18 protein-coding genes and 1 pseudogene are annotated in these 19609 nt (G+C 72.2%); 8 read left to right on the top strand and 11 right to left on the bottom strand.

Annotated features, from left to right (window positions below):
• Positions 1 to 94: 94 nt before the first annotated feature.
• Genes AB0C38_RS38390 through AB0C38_RS38365 form a run of 6 tightly spaced genes read left to right on the top strand, consistent with a single transcriptional unit; the run spans position 95 to position 5474 of the window.
• Positions 95 to 739 carry an XRE family transcriptional regulator gene (locus AB0C38_RS38390; protein WP_360682694.1) on the top strand — a complete coding sequence of 215 codons (645 nt, stop codon included), beginning with the start codon at positions 95 to 97 and terminating at the stop codon, positions 737 to 739.
• Positions 740 to 776: 37 nt separating this feature from the next.
• Complete coding sequence (locus AB0C38_RS38385) at positions 777 to 1922, top strand: FAD-dependent oxidoreductase (protein WP_360682693.1); 1146 nt, start codon at positions 777 to 779, stop codon at positions 1920 to 1922.
• Entirely contained in the window at positions 1919 to 2173 is a 255-nt protein-coding gene (locus tag AB0C38_RS38380) for a (2Fe-2S)-binding protein (RefSeq protein WP_360682692.1), read from the top strand. The genes AB0C38_RS38385 and AB0C38_RS38380 overlap by 4 nt, the downstream gene beginning before the upstream one ends.
• Entirely contained in the window at positions 2170 to 3564 is a 1395-nt protein-coding gene (locus AB0C38_RS38375; protein ID WP_360682691.1) for an NAD(P)/FAD-dependent oxidoreductase, read from the top strand. Before AB0C38_RS38380 ends, AB0C38_RS38375 begins: the two co-directional genes overlap by 4 nt.
• Positions 3561 to 4472 (top strand): dihydrodipicolinate synthase family protein, encoded by a 912-nt coding sequence (locus AB0C38_RS38370; RefSeq protein WP_360682690.1) that lies wholly within the window; start codon positions 3561 to 3563, stop codon positions 4470 to 4472. Before AB0C38_RS38375 ends, AB0C38_RS38370 begins: the two co-directional genes overlap by 4 nt.
• Positions 4473 to 5474 carry a proline racemase family protein gene (locus AB0C38_RS38365; protein ID WP_360682689.1) on the top strand — a complete coding sequence of 334 codons (1002 nt, stop codon included), beginning with the start codon at positions 4473 to 4475 and terminating at the stop codon, positions 5472 to 5474.
• Between the two features lie 23 nt (positions 5475 to 5497).
• Here AB0C38_RS38365 and AB0C38_RS38360 read toward each other — a convergent pair whose 3' ends face one another.
• Positions 5498 to 6454: a helix-turn-helix domain-containing protein gene (locus AB0C38_RS38360; protein WP_360682688.1), complete on the bottom strand. Its 957-nt coding sequence runs from the start codon at positions 6452 to 6454 to the stop codon at positions 5498 to 5500.
• A 71-nt stretch (positions 6455 to 6525) separates the two neighbouring features.
• On the opposite strand from AB0C38_RS38360, the gene AB0C38_RS38355 reads away from it, so the two are divergent.
• The gene (locus tag AB0C38_RS38355) at positions 6526 to 7737 is read left to right on the top strand and encodes an MFS transporter (protein ID WP_360682687.1); all 1212 of its coding nucleotides are present in this window, start codon (positions 6526 to 6528) and stop codon (positions 7735 to 7737) included.
• Here the strand turns inward: AB0C38_RS38355 and AB0C38_RS38350 are convergent.
• The 8 genes from AB0C38_RS38350 to AB0C38_RS38315 form a co-directional block, all read right to left on the bottom strand.
• Positions 7734 to 8060 (bottom strand): darcynin family protein, encoded by a 327-nt coding sequence (locus tag AB0C38_RS38350; protein ID WP_360682828.1) that lies wholly within the window; start codon positions 8058 to 8060, stop codon positions 7734 to 7736. The two genes, AB0C38_RS38355 and AB0C38_RS38350, sit on opposite strands and share 4 nt — an antisense overlap.
• Positions 8061 to 8080: 20 nt before the next feature.
• Positions 8081 to 8971 (bottom strand): SDR family oxidoreductase, encoded by an 891-nt coding sequence (locus AB0C38_RS38345; RefSeq protein ID WP_360682686.1) that lies wholly within the window; start codon positions 8969 to 8971, stop codon positions 8081 to 8083.
• Between the two features lie 94 nt (positions 8972 to 9065).
• The gene (locus AB0C38_RS38340; RefSeq protein ID WP_360682685.1) at positions 9066 to 10679 is read right to left on the bottom strand and encodes a cellulose binding domain-containing protein; all 1614 of its coding nucleotides are present in this window, start codon (positions 10677 to 10679) and stop codon (positions 9066 to 9068) included.
• Between the two features lie 95 nt (positions 10680 to 10774).
• On the bottom strand, positions 10775 to 12523 hold the full coding sequence (locus AB0C38_RS38335) for an aldehyde dehydrogenase family protein (RefSeq protein ID WP_360682684.1): 1749 nt from the start codon (positions 12521 to 12523) through the stop codon (positions 10775 to 10777).
• Positions 12520 to 13593, bottom strand: a complete 1074-nt coding sequence (locus tag AB0C38_RS38330; RefSeq protein WP_360682683.1) for an isocitrate/isopropylmalate family dehydrogenase — start codon at positions 13591 to 13593, stop codon at positions 12520 to 12522. The genes AB0C38_RS38335 and AB0C38_RS38330 overlap by 4 nt, the downstream gene beginning before the upstream one ends.
• A complete protein-coding gene (locus AB0C38_RS38325) occupies positions 13590 to 14513 on the bottom strand; it encodes a GDSL-type esterase/lipase family protein (protein WP_360682682.1) in 924 nt (307 codons plus the stop codon). The genes AB0C38_RS38330 and AB0C38_RS38325 overlap by 4 nt, the downstream gene beginning before the upstream one ends.
• On the bottom strand, positions 14510 to 15700 hold the full coding sequence (gene rocD / locus AB0C38_RS38320; protein WP_360682681.1) for an ornithine--oxo-acid transaminase: 1191 nt from the start codon (positions 15698 to 15700) through the stop codon (positions 14510 to 14512). The genes AB0C38_RS38325 and rocD overlap by 4 nt, the downstream gene beginning before the upstream one ends.
• Complete coding sequence (locus AB0C38_RS38315; RefSeq protein ID WP_360682680.1) at positions 15697 to 16587, bottom strand: MurR/RpiR family transcriptional regulator; 891 nt, start codon at positions 16585 to 16587, stop codon at positions 15697 to 15699. Before AB0C38_RS38315 ends, rocD begins: the two co-directional genes overlap by 4 nt.
• A gap of 101 nt (positions 16588 to 16688) precedes the next feature.
• Here AB0C38_RS38315 and AB0C38_RS38310 point away from each other — a divergent pair, with 101 nt between their 5' ends.
• Positions 16689 to 17807 carry a C45 family peptidase gene (locus AB0C38_RS38310; protein ID WP_360682679.1) on the top strand — a complete coding sequence of 373 codons (1119 nt, stop codon included), beginning with the start codon at positions 16689 to 16691 and terminating at the stop codon, positions 17805 to 17807.
• Here AB0C38_RS38310 and AB0C38_RS38305 read toward each other — a convergent pair.
• Both AB0C38_RS38305 and AB0C38_RS38300 read right to left on the bottom strand, forming a co-directional pair.
• Positions 17802 to 19190 (bottom strand): family 2B encapsulin nanocompartment shell protein, encoded by a 1389-nt coding sequence (locus AB0C38_RS38305; RefSeq protein ID WP_360682678.1) that lies wholly within the window; start codon positions 19188 to 19190, stop codon positions 17802 to 17804. The genes AB0C38_RS38310 and AB0C38_RS38305 overlap by 6 nt on opposite strands.
• A gap of 5 nt (positions 19191 to 19195) precedes the next feature.
• A pseudogene (locus AB0C38_RS38300) lies at positions 19196 to 19609 on the bottom strand (Crp/Fnr family transcriptional regulator); the annotation flags it as partial.

Here is a 19609-nt window from a genome sequence, read left to right as displayed (position 1 = left end):
CAGGGTGGTGATCGGGCGTGGTGATTCTGGCACGGCGCCCGGCGTGTCATCATGACCCTGGCCCGATCGGCAAACCGAACGGAGGCGGGGCTCAATGGACGCTTTACCGAACGGTGGGACGCGGGTGGCCGAGGACGGCGGGCCGTCGATCCGGGACATGCTCGCCGTCAACCTGCGGGCCGCGCGAGCGGCGCGGGGCCTGTCGCTGTCCGAGCTCTCGCGGCGGTCCGGGATCGGCAAGGCCACCCTCTCGCAGCTGGAGGCCGGCACCGGCAACCCGACCATCGAGACCGTCTTCAGTCTGTCCCGGGCGCTCGAAGTCGCCATCTCCGACCTGCTCGACCACCGGCCTCGCGGCGGGCTGACCGTCGTGCGCGCGGCCGACGTCGAAGTCCTCCGCGGCGAGGGCATCGACCTGCGGCCGCTGCGCCGGATCGAGGCCGAGAGCAGCGTTTTCGAGGTCTACGACCAGGTCGTCCGCGGGGACGCGCCGCAGCGGTCGCAGGGGCACGTCGGGGTCGAGCACACCGTCGTGCAGACCGGCGGCCTGCGCGTCGAGGTCGGCGGGCGCACCGTCGATCTCGGGCCGGGGGACTACGTCGCCTTCGACGCCCGCGAGCCGCACAGCTACACCGCGCTCGAGGCGCCCGTCCACTCGGTGCTGCTCCTGCAGTACCGCGCGGACGAACGCCTTGACGGGCAGCCGCACCCGTTGACATCTCCGGCTCAGGAGACTTAACCTCCGATCGTTCGCTTTACCGAACACCGGAGGGTCGATGAACCGAACGCGGGTGGTGGTGATCGGGGCCGGCGTCATCGGGGCGGCGTGTGCCCGGGAGCTGAGCCTCGCCGGGTTCGACGTCGTGGTCCTCGACCGCGGCCGGCCCGCCGGCGGCACCACCTCGCACGGCGAAGGCAACCTCCTCGTCTCGGACAAGGGGCCGGGCGCGGAGCTCCGGCTCGCGCAGCTCTCGGCCCGGCTGTGGCCGGAGATCGCGGCCGAGCTCGGCGACGCCTGCGAGTTCGACCCCAAGGGCGGCATCGTCGTGGCCACCACCGAAGCCGGCGCCCGCGCGCTCACGGCGTTCGCCGCCGAACAGGCCGAAGCCGGGGTGCGCACCGAAACTCTGTCCACAGTGGACGTCGCGGCGGCCGAACCCGCGTTGACCCGCGAGGTGACCGCCGCGGTCCGCTACCCGGAGGACGCACAGGTCCAGCCGGCCGGCGCGACCCTGGCCCTGCTCGGCTCGGCCCTCGCGCACGGCGCTCGCCTGCTTGTCGACACGGAGGTCACCGGCGCCGTCGTCCGCGGCGGCCGGATCACCGGGGTTCGCGTCCCGGGCGAGGTCCTCGACGCCGACGTCGTCGTGAACGCGGCGGGCCCATGGGCCGGAGAGGTCTCGGCGCGCCTGGGCGCCCCGATCGCGGTTCGGCCCCGGCGCGGCGAGGTGCTGGTGACCACGCCGATGCCCGGCGTGGTGCGGCACAAGGTCTACGACGCCGACTACGTCGGGGCGGTCGGCTCCGGCGACGGCGAGTTGCAGACCTCGGCTGTCGTGGAGTCGACGCGCGGCGGCACGATCCTGATCGGCTCGTCCCGCCGCCGGGTGGGCTTCGACGACGCGATCGTGCCGGACGTGCTGAGCGTCATCGCGGCCACGGCGCTGCGGCTGTTCCCGTCGCTGGCCGACGCGGCGGTGATGCGCGCCTACGGCGGTTTCCGGCCCTATGTGGACGATCACCTCCCGGTCCTGGGCGAGGACCCGAGGCTGGGAAACCTTTGGCACGCAACGGGACACGAGGGTGCGGGCATCGGCCTGAGCGTCGGCACGGCGAGGCTGCTGCGCGAACTGCTGACCGGGGCGTCGCCGTCGATGCCGGTGGAGGAGTTCACTGTGGACCGTCCGGCGGTGGTCGCATGATCGAGATCACGGTCGACGGCGAGCCTCTTTCCGGCACCGCGGGGCAGACCGTGGCCGGGGTGCTGCTGGCGGCCGGGCGGATGTCGTGGCGCACCACCCGATCCGGTGCGCCGCGGGGTGTCTTCTGCGGGATCGGCGCGTGCTTCGACTGCGTGGTGACGGTGAACGGAGTGCCCGACGTCCGCGCGTGCCGCCGCCGCGCAATGGACGGCGACGAGATCCGCACCCAGTCCCGCGAGGAGGAAGCATGACGCGGGTGGTCGTGGTCGGCGCCGGGCCCGCGGGGCTCGCGGCCGCCGAAGCCGCGCTGCGGGCCGGGGCGGAGGTGACGGTCCTGGACCAGTCGGACGCCCCGGGCGGGCAGTACCACCGGACGCTGTACGGGGCACGGCAGCCCGGCTTCGAGAAGCTGTTGGAGCGGTGCGACTGGTGGCCGGAGAGCACGGTCTGGGCGCTCGAAGCCACCCCTTGTGCGGTCGGCGATCCCGGAGCTGCCAGCTGTGCGGCGGGCGTTGCCGGGGCAGGTGATCCCGCGGCCGGCGCCCCCGGAGCCGGAAGCCAGGGAGTGCGGCTCCGGATCCATGTCCTGCGCGGCCCGGCCGACGGCTCCGGCCGCGAGCGGCACACCCTCGAACCCGATGCCCTGATCCTCGCCACCGGCGCGCACGATCGCACGCTGCCCTTCCCCGGCTGGCAGCTGCCCGGCGTCTTCACCGCGGGCGCCGCCCAAGCGCTGGCCAAGGGCGAACGGGTCGCCGTCGGAAAGCGCGTGCTCGTTGCCGGGGCCGGGCCCTTTCTGCTGCCCGTCGCCGAATCGCTCTTGGGCGTCGGGGTCGAAGTGGCCGCCGTCCTGGAGACCAACCCCGCCGCCACCGTCCTCAAAGGATGGGGGCTCCACCCGCGCAAAGCCGGTGAACTGGCCCGCTACGCCGCCACCCTCGTCCGCCACCGCGTCCCGTACCACCTGGGCCGCACGGTCGTCGAAGCGCGCGGGGACGATCGGGTCCGCGAGGTCGTCACCGCCCGGGTCCGTGCGGACTGGTCCGTCGTGCCCGGCACTGAACGCACCTACGCGGTGGACGCCGTCTGCGTCGGGCACGGCTTCACGCCGCAACCCGAACTCGCCGTCGCCGCCGGGTGCGTGCTCGACGGCGGGTTCGTGCAGGTCGACGAGCATCAACGCACCAGCGCGACCAGGGTTTTCGCCGCCGGGGAGATCACCGGGATCGGCGGCGCGGATGCCGCAAGGGCAGAGGGCGCCGTCGCCGGTTGGGCCGCCGCCGGGGGTACGCCGGGCCGGGCGCTGCTGCGCGAGCGTGACCGCACCCGAAGGTTCGCGCACCGGTTGAAGACCGCCCACCCCATCGGCGCGGCTTGGCACGGCTGGTTGCGCGACGACACGATCGTCTGCCGCTGCGAGGAAACCTCTTACGGGGAGCTGAAAAGCGCCGTCGCCGACCCGGTCACACCGGGCCCGCACGCCCTCAAGCTCGGCACCCGCGCCGGCCTCGGCCCGTGCCAGGGCCGGATGTGCGGGCCCACCGTCGCCGAACTCTGCGGGGGCACCGAACGCCACCACCGCCCGATCGCCCAGCCGATCCGCCTGGGCGAGCTCGCCGACCCGAAGGAGACCCCAGCATGAGCACCCGCGACCTCGGCGGCGTGGTCGTCGCCGCCGCACTGCCGTACAAAACCGACGACAGCGCGCCCGCCGGGCTGGCCGTCGACTACCACGCCTACGCCGAGCACTGCCGCTGGCTCGTCGAGAACGGCTGCCGCGGCGTCGGCCCGAACGGCTCCCTCGGCGAGTACTCCTCGCTCACCGACGACGAACGCCGCCGCGTCGCCCGCACCGCCATCGAGGCCGTCGGCGAAGACGGGATCGTCGTCGTCGGCGTCCACGGACCCGGCGCGCACCAAGCCAAGCAGTGGGCGGAAGCGGCGGCCGAGGACGGCGCGCACGGCGTGCTCTGCCTGCCGCCGACGCTCTACCGCGCCAACCGCGGCGAGGTGCTCGCCCACTTCGAGGCGGTCGCGTCGGTCGGACTGCCGGTGATGGTCTACAACAACCCCTTCGACACCAAGGTCGACCTCACCCCGGACCTGCTGGCCGAGATCGCCCAGATCGACAACATCGTGGCCGTCAAGGAGTTCTCCGGCGACGTCCGGCGCGTGCTGGAGATCCGCGAGCGCGCCCCGGAGCTGGCCGTGATCAGCGGCGCGGACGACGTCGTCCTGGAGAGCCTGCTGATGGGCGCGACCGGCTGGTTCGCCGGGTTCCCGAACGTCTTCCCGGCCGAGTCGGCGCGCCTGTTCGAGCTGGCCACGGCGGGCAAGCTCGACGAGGCCCGCGCGCTGTACGAGCCGCTGGTGGCCGCGTTCCGCTGGGACTCGCGCACCGAGTTCGTCCAGGCCATCAAGCTCGGGATGGACATGGTGGGCCGCTACGGCGGGCCGTGCCGGCCACCGCGGGGGCCGCTGTCGGACGTCCAGCGCGAGCAGGTCCGCGCCGACATGGGCCGCGCGCTGGCCTCGCTGGGGGTGGCGTAGGTGCGGTCGTCACGGGCGATCACGGCGGTCGACTCGCACACCGAGGGCATGCCGACGCGGGTGGTGACCGGCGGCGTCGGCACGATCCCCGGCGCCACCATGGCCGAGCGCCGCCGGTACTTCATGGAAAACCTCGACCACATCCGGCAGTTCCTGATGCACGAGCCGCGCGGGCACTCCGCGATGAGCGGCGCGATCCTGCAGCCGCCGTGCCGCGACGACGCCGACTGGGGCGTCGTGTACATCGAGGTGTCCGGCTGCCTGCCGATGTGCGGCCACGGCACCATCGGCGTCGCGACGGTGCTGGTCGAGACCGGCATGGTCGAGGTGATCGAGCCGACGACTGTGGTGCGCCTGGACACCCCGGCCGGGCTCGTGCACGTCGAGGTCACCGTCCGCGACGGCCGCGCCGAGCGGGTCAAGCTGCGCAACGTCGCGTCGTTCCTGCATGAGCGCGACGCCGTCGTGGACGTACCCGGCCTCGGCGAGGTGCGCTACGACCTGGCCTACGGCGGCAACTTCTACGCCATCCTCGACCTGTCCCGAGTGGACATTCCGTTCGAACGGTCCGAAAAGGACCGCATCCTGAGCGCGGGCCTGTCGATCATGGGCGCGATCAACGAACAGCGCCCGCCGAAGCACCCCGCCGACCCGCTGATCGGCGGCTGCAAGCACGTCCAGTTCCTCGCCCCGGGCTCGGACGCGCGGGCGTCGCGCAACGCCATGGCGATCCACCCGGGCTGGTTCGACCGGTCGCCCTGCGGCACCGGCACGTCCGCCCGGATGGCCCAGCTGCACGCGCGCGGCGAGCTGCCGCTGCACACGCCGTTCGAGAACAGCTCCTTCATCGGCACGACGTTCACCGGCGAGCTGGTGGGGGAGACCGAGGTGGGCGGGGTCCCGGCGGTGATCCCGGAGTTTTCGGGCCGGGCGTGGATCACCGGCACGGCCACCTACCTCCTCGACCCGGACGACCCCTTCCCGACTGGGTTCGTGCTCTAGGGCCGCAAAAAGGCCGGGTCACCTCAGTCCGCGGCCGCCTTCCGCGTGAAGGCCCGGCGATAGGTGTCCGGGCTGGTGTCGAGAACTTGCCGGAAGTGGCGCCGCAGGGCCGCGGCGGTGCCGAAGCCGACCTGTCCCGCGATGGACTCGACGCTGTCGCCGGTCCGCTCGAGCAGCTGCTGTGCCCGGCGGACGCGCTGAGCCTGCAGCCACCGCGACGGATTCGTGCCGACCCGGGCGTGGAAGTGCCGGTTCAGCGTGCGCACGCCGAGATTGGCGCGCTGGGCCAGCTGCTCGATCGTGATGGACCGGCCGAGGTTGTCGAGCGCCCAGTCCATGACGGGCGCCAGCTCGTCGTAGGACGTCTTGGGGCTCGACGACGCCACGTACTGCGCTTGCCCGCCTTCGCGGTGCGGGGCCGTCACGAGCCGCCGGGCGATCTCGTTCGCGACGGCGGCGCCGTGGTCGAGCCGGACGACGTGCAGGCACAGATCCGTGCCGGCGGCTTTTCCCGCCGAGGTGAGGACCTGCCCCTCGTCGATGTACAGCGCGTTCGGGTCGACCGTGATGGCCGGGTACCGCCGCGCGAGGGTCTCGGCGTGCAGCCAGTGGGTGGCTGCCCGGCGCCCGTCGAGCAGGCCCGCCGCCGCGAGCACGAACGCGCCGGTGCAGATCGAAATCACCCGCGCACCGCGGTCGGCGGCCGCTCGTACCGCGTCCACCAGGTCACCCGGAGGCCGCATCGCGCCGTCATGGCACGCCGGCACCACGACCGTGTCGGCGGCCACGAGGTCGTCGTAGGTGAATTCGGTGGTCGTCCGGAACCACCGGTCCACCCGCGCGTCCGCCGGCGCGCACACCTGGAACCGGTACCACGGCGAGCCGGTGAGGTCCGAACGGTCGGTCCCGAAGATCGCGCAGGGTGCCGCCAGCTCGTACAGCGGTACCCCGTCACTCAGGGCGAGCGCCACCACGGTCATGTCCGAAAGTGTACGCAGATTGTCGGATCGGACACTCGTGGAGACGGGTGCCGGTCGGAGACCGTGACCAGGTGACCTCGACGGAACTTTCTCCCCCGGCGGCCAGGCCGGCCCGAGCGTGGCTGGGCGCCGGCCTCGCCCTGACCGCGATCGGGTGGGGCGCGAACCAGTTCGCCCCCTTGATCGTGCTCTACCAGCAGCGCCTCGGCCTGCCGCCCACGGTCGCCGGTGCCGTGTTCGGCCTGTACGCACTGGGACTGATCCCGGCCTTGCTCGCCGGGGGGAAGTGGTCGGACGTCGCGGGTCGCCGGCCGGTCGTGCTGACCGCGTTGGCCGTGTCGTTCGCCGCGACCTGCCTGCTGATGGTCGGTGGCACGCTCCCGGCCTGGCTCTACGCGGGCCGGCTGCTGGCCGGCGTGGCGAGTGGCCTCGCGTTCGGCACGGGAGCCGCGTGGCTGAAGGAGCTGTCGGTGGGGGCGGGCGACGCCGCGGCCGGCCCCCGGCGGACGACCGTGTCCATGACCGTCGGGTTCGCGGCCGGCCCTTTTGTCGCCGGGCTGTGCGCCCAGTGGCTGCCGGCGCCCGAAACAACCGCCTATGTGCCGCATTTGCTGCTGCTGCTCGCCGCGACGATCGGGGTGCGGCGGACACCGGACCCGGGGCGCCCGGCGGCCGCGCGTGCCCGGCCGTCGGGAAACCCCGTCGTGGTCAAGCCCTTCCTGGTGGTGCTGCTGCCGTTCGCACCCTGGGTGTTCGGCACCGCCGCGATCGCCCTCGCCTACCTGCCCGCGCTGGTCGCCGGCCAGGTGACCGGGCACGCCCTGCTCTTCAGCGCCGTCGCCACCGCGGTGACCGCGTTGACCGGGATCCTCGTCCAGCCGATGGCGAAGAAGATCCACCGCGCCGGCGGATCCCGCCTGCTCCCGGCCTCGATGCTGTCGGTCGTCACCGGCATCGGCTGTGCGGCCTGGGCCGCCTCGGTGGTGTCACCGGTGGCCGTGCTGCTCGCCTCCGCGATGCTCGGCGCCGCCTACGGCCTCACTCAGTTCGCCGGTCTCGTCAAGGTCCAGGAGATCGCGGCCGACCGTGCGCTCGGCACGGCGACCGCGGTCTACCAGGTGCTGAGCTACCTCGGCTTCGCGTTGCCGTTCCTGATGTCCTTCGCGCAGGCGCGCACGCGGGTGGCACCCGCGGTCCTTCTGCTCGTCGTGCTCGGCGCGGCCGTGGTGGCCACCGCCTGGATCGCCGTGGCCACTCACGCACAGCGCCGCTCAGGTCACTAGGACGTGATGCTGGCGACCGCGTCGACGCCGTAGTTGTTCGCGTACCCGTTCTCGACGCCGACCAGGATCTCGGCGACCTCGAACCAGCGGTCCCAGAACGGGGTTTCGCGGAGGGCGTCGACCAGGCGCTGATAGGCCTCGTGGTCGACGGCCTCCCACACCCACACGTCGGTCACGCGCGCCGAGTAGAACTCGGTGTCGTAGAAGCGCGATCGGACGCCTTTCGCCTTCTCCTCGATCGCCGGGACGACCTCGGTGCGGAACGCTTCGATCCGCTGCTCGACGGTCAAGGCCAGCCACTCGGGCGTCGTCTTGACCAGCATGAAGGCGGTCACGGTCGGGGTCACGCGTACGCACCCCCTTCGATGTCCTCGACCAGCGTCGGCCCGGACGGGGTCCAGCCGAGCAGTTCGCGGGTGTGCGCGCTCGACGCCGACATGTCCAGGCCGAAGAACCGGCCGATGAACCCGAAGTGCTCGACGGCGTTCTCCGGCGCGACCGACACCACCGGCAGGTCGAACGCGCGCCCGATCGCCTCGGCGATTTCCCGCGTCGTGACGGCTTCTTCGGCCACGGCGTGCAGCCGGGAACCGGCAGGTGCGCCTTCGACGGCGAGCCGGACGAGCCGGGCCGCGGCCGGGCGGTGGACCGCGGCCCACGCCGCCTCACCCTCGCCGAGGTACGCGGACACCCCGTGCCGGCGGGCCGCCGCTGTGATGGCGGCCAGGAACCCGGGGTCGCCGACGCCGTGCACCGACGGCGCGAAGCGGACGCTGGCCACCCGGACGCCTTTCTCGACGTACTCGAGCGCGAGGTTCTCGCCGCCGCCGCGCATCGAGTCCGGGCCGACCGCCGGGGACACGTCGGTCTCGGCCGCCGGCCGGCCCTGGGCCACGCCCGCGAGCGCGCCGGCGAGCACGAACGGCCGGTCGGTGCCGGCGAGCGCGCCCGCCATCGTGTCGATCGCCGCGCGCTCGGTCCGGTTGTTCTCCGCCGGGTTGCCCCAGTCGTGCTTGTTGCCCAGGTGGACGACGGCCTGGGCGTCGATCGCGCCGTCGCGGAGGCCGTCGAGGTCGTCGAGGTCGCCGCGCCGGACCCGGGCGCCCGCCTGGGCGAGCTTGAGGGCCGCGGCGTCCGAGCGGGCGAGGCCGGTGACCTCGTGCCCGGCGCCGAGCAGGTCGCCGACGACGGCCGAGCCGATCCACCCCGTCGCTCCGGTGACGAACACGTGCATGGTGCTGCTCCTTCTTCGGGATACTCGTTACGAGTACGAAGCTAGGAGCCACGGTGCTGTTCGTGCCACGCAACTTCGGCAACCTACGATTGCGTCAGGCGCAAGTCGTCGTCGTCCCGGTGCCGGTTCCGGTGCCCTGGTAGCCGAACTCCACCGACTGGCCGGGGGACAGGGCGCCGTTGAAGCCCACGTTCGTGAACCGGACCGTGCCGGTGTCGCCACTGCGTCCGGCGTTCCACGCGGACGTGATGGTGGCTCCCGCGGGCAGGGCCGCGGTGACCGTCCAGCCGGTGACGGCGGCGGCTCCGGCCGTGACGCGGACCGTCGTGACGAACCCGCCGGTCCACTGGTTCACCGACACCGAAGCCGTGCAGGTGCCATCCGGCGGCGGCGTGGTCGGAGTCGTCGGCGTGGTGGGCGTGGTGGGCGTGGTCGGAGTCGTCGGGGTGGTGGGCGTGGTCGGGGTCGTCGGGGTGCCCGGGCCGTCGGTGAGGACCGGCGTCGACCAGTCGCGCCACTCGGCCAGGTTCCCGGCCTTCTTGCTCGAGATCCGGAAGGTCCCGGCGGCATTGCCCGTCTTCAGCAGGAACTTCTGGATGTTCTGCTGCAACGGAGTCCGCCATTCGGACCGGGACGCGCAGTGCGTGCCGTCCTGGACGTCGGACCAGTAGGTGATGTTGTCGCCCGCGCCGAGCGCCTTGTAGACCTCCGCGCCGGCGAGCGCCGCGACGCTGCCGGAGCGCGCGCCGAGCCAGTCGATGTGCGGGTTCTCCATGACGAACAGCCCGCGCGGCGCGACCATGCCGATCATCTCGTGCGTGTCCACCGGCAGCGCGGCCGGGTTGCCGGTGTACGCGCTGAAGGCGTCACCGAACCACGGCTGTTCCCCGTAAGCGTTGCTCAGCGGCTGGGAACCGCTTTCACCGGGGATGCCGCGCAGGATCGGCGCGCCGGCCGTGCCGGACTCGATCGGCATGGTGAGGGCGATGCGCTGGTCGAACGCGCCGATCGCGAAAGCGCTCTTCCCGTACCGCGAACACCCGGTGACACCCAGCGCGTCCGCCTTGAGCACCTGGCCGCCGGACTGTTCGACGACGTCGATGATCCGGCTCACGCCCCACGCCCAGGCGGCCAGCAGCCCGGTGCTGCTCGACGAGCCGTAAATGCTGTAGAACGCGCCTTGTTTGTTGTTCCTCGGGGTGCCTTCCTTGCCCACGGCCAAGGGGTCGTAAGTGATGACGGCGGCCCCGGCGGCTTTGATGGTGGCGGTGTCCGCCCCGAATCCGCCGACCACCACCACGGCCGGGAACGGACCGGTACCGCCGGGCAGCTGGACGCCCGCGGAGAAACTGGCGCTCCGGCCGTTTTCGCTCACGTTCACGCTGATGTTCGTGGTCGAGACCGTGCCGGTGACACTGGCCGGCTTCGCGTGCTTCTCGCCGTAGACCGTGCGCTCCGCGAGCTTCTTGATCTCCTCCCGCCGGCACCGCCAGTCGGACTTGGCGGTGATGCGGGTGCCGTCGATCTTCTTGAAGGGATCGGGAAGTTTCGCGGTGCTGGGCCACGAGGCGGGTACGGAGACGGGGCAGTCGGCCCCGTCGTCCTCGACCGCCGCGGCCGCGCCGGAGGCCATGGTGACCACCCCGGCGAGGCCGATGGCGGTGGCCGCGAGGAGGACGAGGGCAGGACGGAGCCGGAAAGCGCGCACCGGGATTCTCCCTTCCGGGGAAAACGGAATGATGAAACGTTAGAACCATTCCGTTTCCGCCGTCAAGAAGGGGGCGCCTTTCGAAACTTTCGTATTCAGGCCGATTTCGAAAGTTTCGTGTGTTCGGCGTCGACCCGGTTCGTCACGCCCGTCTCGACGATCGTCCTCGTCGCTTCCACCGACGCGTACGTCCACAGGATGCGCATCGGCTCGGTCGCCGACGCGTTGCGGAACCGGTGCGGGGTGCCCGCGTCGACATACGTCGTGTCGAACTGCTCGAGGTGGTGCTCGGTGCCGTCGATCTCCACGATCGCCGAGCCTTCGAGGATCACCACGCTCTCCGGGCAGTTGTGCGTGTGCAGCGGGATGCCCGCGCCACCCTCGAAGTGCGTGGTGCCGTTGAGGAACACCTGCGCGCCGATCGCCCGGGTCACCAGCGGCACGGTGCTCGCGCCGCCACCGCGGTTGTGCGCCGGCAGGGACGCCGGGCGCAGGACGGAGGGGGTGAACGACGTCGAGCCCGGGCCGCGCCACACGGTCTTGGTGTTGGTGAACTCGCGGATCCCTTCGGCGCCGAGTTCCCGGCCGTACCCGGACTTCTTGATGCCGCCGAACGGCAGGCGCGGGTCCGAGGCGACCATTCCGTTGACGAACACCGCGCCGGCTTCGAACCGGCGCACGAGCGTGGCCGCGCGGTCGAGGTCGCGTGTCCACAACGCCGCGCCGAGGCCGAACTCCGTGCGATTGGCCATCGCGATCGCCGCGTCCGCGTCGGGCACCCGGGTGATCGCGGCCACCGGACCGAACGTCTCCTCGTCGAACGCCGCCATGCCCGGCGTCACGTGGTCGAGCACCGTCGGCGGGTAGAAGTACCCGGGCCCGTCCGCCGGTTTCCCGCCCAGCAGCAGGGAAGCACCGGCCTCGACGCTCCGGCGGACCTGGTCGTGCAGTGTCTCGCGCAGGTTCTCCCGCGCCAGCGGGCCCAGCTCCAGCGCGGCGGCCGCCGCGGTGAACTCCCGGACGAACTCGTCGGCCACGGCCTCCTCGACGATGAACCGCTTGGCGTTCACGCAGCTCTGGCCACCGTTGACGAACCGGGCCTTGACGGCGGTGGCCGCGGCGGCGGGCACGTCGGCGTCGGCCAGCACGACGAACGGGTCGGACCCGCCCAGCTCCAGGACCTGCTTCTTCAACGCCGCCCCGGCCTGCGCGGCGATGATCGAGCCGACCTCCGTCGACCCGGTGAAGGTGACCGCCGCGATCCGGTCGTCCGCGATGAGCCCGGCGACCGCGCCGGACTCCACGAGCAGCACCTGGACCAGGCCCTCGGGCACACCGGCGTCGCGCACGACGTCGGCGATGGCCAGCGCGCACTGCGGCACGTTGCCCGCGTGCTTGAGGACGATCCCGTTGCCCGCGGCGAGCGCGGGCGCGGCGAAGCGGAAGAACTGCCAGAACGGGTAGTTCCACGGCATCACGGCCAGCACCACGCCGAGCGGGTCGTGCACGACCACGCTGTCGGGCGGGATCGGCCGGTCGGCGAGGTAGGCGCCCGCCTGCCCGGCGTAGTGCTCGCACGTCACCGCGCACTTCTCGATCTCGGCTTCGGACTCGGCGAGCGGCTTGCCCATCTCCGCGGTGATCAGCCGCGCGTACTTCTCCTTGCCGGCGCGGAGAACACGGGCCAGGTCCCGCAGCAGCCCGACCCGCCCGGTGAGGTCGAGGGTGCGCCAGCGCGCCTGGGCCCCGGCGGCCGCGTCGAGCGCCGCCTCGACGTCCACAGTGGACTGCGGGGTGAACCGGGCCAGCTCGGTGCCGGTGGCCGGGTCGACGGAGAGGATCATCGGACTCCAGTCTTGGTGAGGGCGTTCGCGACGGCTTCGGCGAGCTCGGCCGTGCCGAGGGAACCGCCGAGGTCGCGGGTGCGGGTGGCGGGGTCGTCGAGCACGGTGTCGACGGCCGCGGTGATCAGTGCGGCCGCCTTGAGCAGGCCGGGGTCGTCGTCGCGGCGGCCGCGCCAGTCGAGCAGCATCGCCGCGGAGAGGATGAGCGACGTCGGGTTGGCGACGCCGAGCCCGGCGATGTCCGGCGCGGACCCGTGCTGGGCCTGCCCGACGCAGATGTCGTGCCCGGCGTTGATCGACCCGCCGAGGCCGAGGCCGCCGGACAGCTCGGACGCTTCGTCGGACAGGATGTCGCCGAACATGTTGGTGGTGACCAGGACGTCGAAGCGGTCCGGGGTGCGGATGAGCAGCGCGGCCGTCGCGTCGACGATCAGCTCTTCGAGTTCGACGTCGGGGTAGCGCTCGGCGACCTTGCGGACCTCCCGCAGGAACAGCCCGTCGGACAGCTTGAGCACGTTGGCCTTGTGCACCGCGGTCACCTTGCGGCGGCGGCCACGCGCCAGGTCGAACGCGGCGACGGCGACCCGCTCGGCGGCCTTCGCGCTCACCTTGCGGACCGACAGCGCGAGGTCGGGGTCGGGCATGAACTCGCCGGTGCCCGCGTGCATGTTGCGGTCGGAGTAGAAGCCTTCGGTGTTTTCGCGCACGATGACCAGGTCCATCGGCTTGCGCAGCAGGCTCAGCTCCGGCCGCGAGCGGCACGGCCGGACGTTGGCGAACAGCTCGAACACCGTCCGCAGCTCGGCCGACGGGTTGATGCCGCCCTCGGCGCGCGGCGGGTACTCGTAGTGCGACACCGGGCCGAGCAACACGCCGTCGACCTCCGGGATCCGGGTCATCACTTCGGCGGGCAGCGTGGTGCCTTCGGTTTTCAGCGACGCCAGCCCGATGTCACGGGTCTCGATCTCGAGGCCGAGACCCAGGAGCCGGTCGGCGGCGGTGAGGACGTCGAGGGTGGCGGCGGTGATTTCGGGGCCGATGCCGTCGCCCGGCAGGACGAGGATCTTCATGGGTGGCGTCCTTCGGTTTCGGGGAGCAGCGCGGCGAGGTGCGGCCGCAGCCGGTCGGCGATGAGGCGGTAGCCGTCGGCGTCCGGGTGCAGGCCGTCGGCGAGGAGCCCGGCGTCGGCCGGGCCGAGGATCGACGTGCCGTCGACGACGGGCAGGCCGTGGGCGGCGTTCGCGACCTCGGCCCGCACGTCGGCGAGGGTGAGCCCGAGCGCGTTGGGCTGCTGTTCGCGCTCGGGGGCGTGCAGGGGAGTGGTGAGCAGGATCGGGGTGTCCGGGTGGCCTTCGCGGATCGTGCGGACGAAACCTTCGAGCGCGGGCCCGAGCGAGCGCGCGGAGAACGACGCGGCGCCGTGGATGTTGACGCCGACACACAGGCTGATCACGTCCGCCTCGGTGTCGCGGATGTACCGCGCCACCACGGGATCGAGGTGGCATTCGCCCGCGAAACCCAGGCAGCGCAAGGACCAGCCCAGTTCGGTCGCCACGAGGGCGGGCCAGGTCTCGGACGGCCCGGCGGCCAGCCGGCACTGCGTGATCGAGCTGCCGTAGGCGATCCAGCGCGGGCCTTCCGGCACCGCCTTGGTTTCTCCCTCGATGCTGAGCTCGCCGAGGCTGACGTGGCTCGACTGCGGCAGCCAGACCCGCACGTGCTTGCGGCCGGCGGGCAGGTCGTCGACGCGCACCGTGCGGGAGCGGCTGACCAGCTTGTCGTCGACCACGACGTCGACGTCGCCGGTCCCGGCGATCCGCACGTCCCAGCCGAACCCGCGGGCGTCGGTCTCGAACTCCAGCCGCACCCCGGCGGGCATCCGCGCGACGTCGTCGAGCCGCGGGTGCAACGCTCCCGCGGGCAGCCGGCGGGGGACGAACCGGCCCTCCTCCTCGACGAGCTCCGCGTGGCCGCGCAGGAAGTCCTTCACGAGCCGAGCTCCTCGGCCAACTGCGCGACCGCGTGCCGCAGGTCCTCCTCGTCGATCACCAGCGGCGGCGCGAGCCGGATCGTCGAGCCGTGGGCGTCCTTCGCGAGCACGCCCCGCCGAAGCAGCCCTTCGCAGACGTCGCGGCCGCTGCGGCCGACGACGTCGACGCCGGCCCAGAGGCCGAGCGTGCGCACCTCGCGCACGTTCGGCAGGCCGGTGAGGAGCCCGGCGAAGACCGCGCCCAGCTCGGCGGCCCGGCGCTGCGGTTCGCCGGTGGCGAGCTTGCGGACGACGGCGGTGCCGACGGCGCACGCGAGGGGGTTGCCGCCGAAGGTGCTGCCGTGCTGGCCCGGCTGCAGCACGCCGAGGACGTCCCGGCGCGACACGACCGCCGACAGCGGGACCAGGCCGCCGCCGAGCGCCTTGCCGAGCAGGTAGACGTCCGGCACCACGCCGAAGTGCTCACAGGCGAAGGTGCGCCCGGTGCGGCCGAGCCCGGACTGGATCTCGTCGGCGATCATCAGGACGTTGCTCGCGGTGCAGGCTTCGCGGACGGCGGCGAGGTAGCCCTCCGGGGGCAGGAGGACGCCCGCTTCCCCTTGCACCGGCTCGATCAGCACCGCGACGGTGTCCTCGGTGATGGCCGCGCGCAGGGCCTCGGCGTCGCCGAACGGGACGGTGTCGAACCCCGGCGTGAACGGGCCGAAGTCCGCGGTGGCGACCGGGTCGTCGGAGAAGCTCACGATGGTGGTGGTGCGGCCGTGGAAGTTGCCGCCCGCCACGACGATCCGCGCGCGCCCGGCCGGCACGCCTTTGACCGTGTAGCCCCACTTGCGGGCGACTTTGATCGCCGTCTCGACGGCTTCGGCGCCGGTGTTCATCGGCAGCACCAGCTCCATGCCGGCCAGCGCGGCCAGCTCGGTGCTGAAGGTGCCGAGCCGGTCGTGGTGGAACGCGCGGCTGGTCAGCGTGAGCCGGTCCAGCTGCTCGTGGGCCACCGACAGGAGCTCCTTGTCGCCGTGGCCGAAGTTCAGGGCGCTGTACCCGGCGAGCAGGTCGAGGTAGCGCCGGCCTTCCACGTCGGTGACCCAGGCACCCTGTCCTTCGGTCAGCACGACCGGCAGCGGGTGGTAGTTGCGGGCGGTACCGGCCTCGACGCGGCTGATTTCTTCGGTCGTCGCGCTCACGGGCTCTCTTTCCGGGTTCGGCGGGTGGTTCGGGTCTGGCTGAGTTCGGATCGCAGCCCGGTCAGCAGTTCGGCGCGTTCGGTGGCGCGGGCCTCGTCCGCCGCGCGCACCCCGAGCACGAGGGCGTCGGTGAGCACTTGGGACGGCAGGCTTTCGCCGGTGGATCCGGTGGTGCTGTCCACGGAGAACAGCGAGACGTGCACGCGTTCGGCGTACACGGGCACGAGCGTGTCGGAGATCAGCACGGCCCGGGCGCCGACGGCGGCGGCGTGGTCGAGCACGACCTCCAGTTCGGCGAGCAGCCGGCCGGGGGAGTACAGGACGACCACGTCGCCGTGGTCGAGCTCGAGGAGGTCGTCGGCCAGGCGGAAGCCGGTCGCGCCGCTGACCCGGGCGCGCCGGCCGATCCGGCGCAGCCGCAGGGCCAGGTAGGCGGCGACCGACTCGGACGGCCCGATCCCGAAGGCGAGCACGTCACGGGCGCCGGCCAGGGTGGCGACCGCCCGGTCGAACGCGGGTTCGGTGGTGAGCCGCCAGGTGTCCGCGAGCCGCTGCGCCGCCTCGGTGAACACCCGTTCGAGCAGGGCGGCGGTGGCCGAGACCTGCTCCTCCGGACGGCCGGGCGGCGGCGACGGGCTCGTGGCCCGCACCACCTGCCGGGTGAGGCTGTGCCGCAGCTCCAGCAGGCCCGCGTAGCCGAGCGAGCGGGCCGTCCGGACGACGGTCGCGTCGCTGGTGCCGGCGGCCGCCGCGATCTGCTCGGCGGTGGCGAAGATGGCTTCGCCGCTGTGGGTGCGCAGGTATTCCGCGACCTTCCGTTCCGCCTTCGACATCATCGCCAGCCGGCCGGTGATCCGGTCCTGCAGCGACAGCTCTGTAGCGTCCATATCAGTGGTTGACTTCCTTGTAGGAATGACTACATAGTAACGCGTCAGTCATCCATTGCAAGGTCTGTAGTGGTCATTACATCCACTCGGAGGAGCTGCCCGTGCCGACCGTCCCGCTGCTGGAGCTCAGCGGCTCACCCGCCGAACGCGGCCGCCACCACGGTGAGGCGGCGCGGGCGGAGATCGCCCGCTCGCTCGACCACTACCGGCGCTCGTTCGCCGTCAAGCCCGGCTTGGCCTGGCCCGACGTGGTCTCGCGGGTCGGGCCGTGGCGCAGGCTCGTCGCCGCCCACGCACCGGACCTCCTGGAGGAGATGGACGGCATCGCGGCGGGCGCCGGTGTGCACCCGGACGAGGTGCTCGCGCTCAACGCGCGCGGCGAGATCGCGCGCAACCACGCCAGCGGCTTCACGGAGATGGACGGCTGCTCGTCGTTCGCGCTGCTGCCCGAAGCGACCGGCGATGGCCATGTCTACTGTGGACAGAACTGGGACTGGCGGGCCGAGACCGAGGCCACGACCGTCCTCGTCCGGATCGTGCAGCCGCCCAAGCCGACGGTGATCATGCAGGTGGAGGCGGGGCAGGTCGGCCGGCACGGAGTCAACTCGGCGGGCCTCGCGCTCAACGCCAACGGCCTCGACGGCGCGTTCGGCACCCCGCCCGGCCTGCCGCAGCCGGTGCTGCGCCGGCTGATCCTCGACAGCCCGACGATGCGCGACGCCTTGCGCGTGCCGTACACGTATCCCCAGCACATCGCCACGAACCTGCTGTTCACCCACCGCGACGGCTTCGCGGTCGACCTGGAGACCACGCCGCTCGACCACCGCTGGGGCTACGCGTCGGACGGGGTGCTGGTGCACGGCAACCACTACCAGTACGGCGTCCCGGCGGCGCTGGCCGGCCGGTACCGGCCGGCCGCGGTCGACTCGCTGTACCGGGTCCCGATCATCGAACGCGGGCTCGCGCGGGCGGCGGACGCCCCGGACTCCGGCGGCGTGCGCAAGGTCGTGCAGGAGACGATGAGCGACCACTTCGGGCACCCGCACGGGGTGTGCGCGCACGCCCGGGAAAGCGATCCGGACGTGCGCCGCTACAAGACGACCATGAGCAGCCTGGTCGACCTCACCGCGGGGGAGTACCGGGTGCTGCGCGGGAACCCGTGCGAGGGTGACTACCAGCTGCTGCCGTGGAACATCGCCGACGGTCCCGGCGGGTCATGAGCCGGTCTCCACATGGTCGAGGACGCCGAGCGCGTCCGGGACCAGCACGGCGGCGGAGTGGTAGGCGCTGACCAGGTAGGACGTCACCGCGTGGTCGCTGATGCCCATGAACCGGACGTTCAAGCCGGGCTGGTACTCGTCCGGCAGCTCCTTGGGCCGCAGGCCGATGACCCCCGCGTCGTCTTCGCCGGTGCGCATGGCCAGGATCGACGTCGTGCCGGTGTCGGTGACGGGGATCTTGTCGCAGGGGAGGATCGGGACGCCACGCCAGGCCATGACGCGCTTTCCGTCGAGGACCGTCGTGTCGGGGTAGACGCGTGCTCGGGTGCATTCGCGCCCGAACGCGGCGATGGCGCGGGGGTGGGCGAGGAAGAACTTGGTCTTGCGGCGGCGGCAGAGCAGGTCGTCGAGGTCGAGTGGGGTGGGTGGTCCGGTGCGGGTGGTGAGTCGGTGTTTGAGGTCGACGTTGTGCAGGAGCCCGAAGTCGGTGTTGTTGACGAGTTCGTGTTCTTGTCGTTCCCGCAACGCTTCCACGGTGAGACGCAGCTGTTGTTCGAGCTGGTTCATGGGGTTGTTGTAGAGGTCGGTGACGCGGTTGTGCACGCGTAGCACGGTTTGCGCGACGGCGAGGTCGTATTCGCGCGGTGAGGGGTCGTAGTCGACGTAGGTGCCGGACAGCATCGGTTCGCCGTCGTGGCCGGCGGAGAGGTCGATGCTGGCTTCGCCCTTGCCGTTCTGGGGTTTGCGCGGGCGTCCGACGGCTTCGGCGACGTGCGCGCGAAGCGACTCGGACCGGCCGTTGAGCCGGGCGTAGGCGCTCGCGGGCAGGACCAGGGCGATGACGTGGGTGGCGGCCTTGGCGGTGAAGCTCCACCTGGCGTCGTCGCGGGCGAGAAGCTCGGCGCCGAAGTGGTCGCCGTCGGTGGCGGTGCCGAGGTGGGTCTCGTCGCCGTACTCGCCGCGGCCGTGGCGGCTGACCTTGCCGTGGGCGATGAGCACCAGGGTGTCGAGCGGGGTGCCCGCGTCGGCGATCGTCGCGCCCGGTTCGTACTCGCGTTGCTCGAAGGCCTCGGCCAACGCACTCAGGGCTTGTTCGTCGCTGAAGCCGCGCAGGAGTTCGAGTTCGGTGAGTTCGGCGGGGACGACCTGGACGCGGGCGCCGGTGGTGAAGAAGCTGACTTTGCCGTCGCCGATGGTGTAGGTGAGGCGGCGGTTGACGCGGTAGCTGCCCGCGGGCACGTCGACCCAGGGCAGCTGGGAGAGCAGCCAGCGGGTGGTGATGCCGCGCATCTGCGGCAGCGTCTTGGTCGTCGTGGTGAGTGTCCGCGCGGCCGTGACGCTCAGGGACAGCTGAACGGACGTCGTTTCCTCCGTGACCGTCACGGTTCTCAGCCCTCCCGGCCGAGTTCGGCGCTTTCCAGTACGGCGAGCGCGTCCGGGACCAGTACGGCTGCGGAGTAGTAGGCCGACACGAGGTAGGAGAGGATGGCCTGCTCGGAGACGCCCATGAACCGGACGTTCAGGCCCGGCTGGTACTCGTCCGGCAGCCCGGTCTGGTGCAACCCGACCACGCCCTGGGCCTGCTCCCCAGTGCGCATCAGCAGGATCGAGCTGGTGCCGGTTTCGGTGACGGGGATCTTGTTGCAGGGCAGGATCGGCACCCCCCGCCACGCCGGAACGTGATGCCCACCGAGGTCGACGGCGTCGGGGTAGACGCCGGCTTTGGTGCATTCCCGGCCGAACGCGGCGATCGTCTTCGGGTGGGCCAGGAAGAACCCGGGGTCCTTCCACACCAGGGCGAG

This window comes from Amycolatopsis sp. NPDC048633 (assembly GCF_040650695.1).
Classification (GTDB): Bacteria; Actinomycetota; Actinomycetes; order Mycobacteriales; family Pseudonocardiaceae; genus Amycolatopsis.
The sequence above is the reverse complement of the archived record's forward strand: the minus strand, read 5'-3'. Positions and strand labels throughout refer to the sequence as shown.

Excerpts from the sequence above, each read along its gene's own strand:
- AB0C38_RS38390 (WP_360682694.1), top strand. The coding sequence starts at position 95 with ATGGACGCTTTACCGAACGGTGGGACGCGGGTGGCCGAGGACGGCGGG.
- AB0C38_RS38385 (WP_360682693.1), top strand. The coding sequence starts at position 777 with ATGAACCGAACGCGGGTGGTGGTGATCGGGGCCGGCGTCATCGGGGCG.
- AB0C38_RS38380 (WP_360682692.1), top strand. The coding sequence starts at position 1,919 with ATGATCGAGATCACGGTCGACGGCGAGCCTCTTTCCGGCACCGCGGGG.
- AB0C38_RS38375 (WP_360682691.1), top strand. The coding sequence starts at position 2,170 with ATGACGCGGGTGGTCGTGGTCGGCGCCGGGCCCGCGGGGCTCGCGGCC.
- AB0C38_RS38370 (WP_360682690.1), top strand. The coding sequence starts at position 3,561 with ATGAGCACCCGCGACCTCGGCGGCGTGGTCGTCGCCGCCGCACTGCCG.
- AB0C38_RS38360 (WP_360682688.1), bottom strand. The coding sequence starts at position 6,454 with ATGACCGTGGTGGCGCTCGCCCTGAGTGACGGGGTACCGCTGTACGAG.
- AB0C38_RS38350 (WP_360682828.1), bottom strand. The coding sequence starts at position 8,060 with ATGCTGGTCAAGACGACGCCCGAGTGGCTGGCCTTGACCGTCGAGCAG.
- AB0C38_RS38345 (WP_360682686.1), bottom strand. The coding sequence starts at position 8,971 with ATGCACGTGTTCGTCACCGGAGCGACGGGGTGGATCGGCTCGGCCGTC.
- AB0C38_RS38335 (WP_360682684.1), bottom strand. The coding sequence starts at position 12,523 with ATGATCCTCTCCGTCGACCCGGCCACCGGCACCGAGCTGGCCCGGTTC.
- AB0C38_RS38330 (WP_360682683.1), bottom strand. The coding sequence starts at position 13,593 with ATGAAGATCCTCGTCCTGCCGGGCGACGGCATCGGCCCCGAAATCACC.
- AB0C38_RS38315 (WP_360682680.1), bottom strand. The coding sequence starts at position 16,587 with ATGGACGCTACAGAGCTGTCGCTGCAGGACCGGATCACCGGCCGGCTG.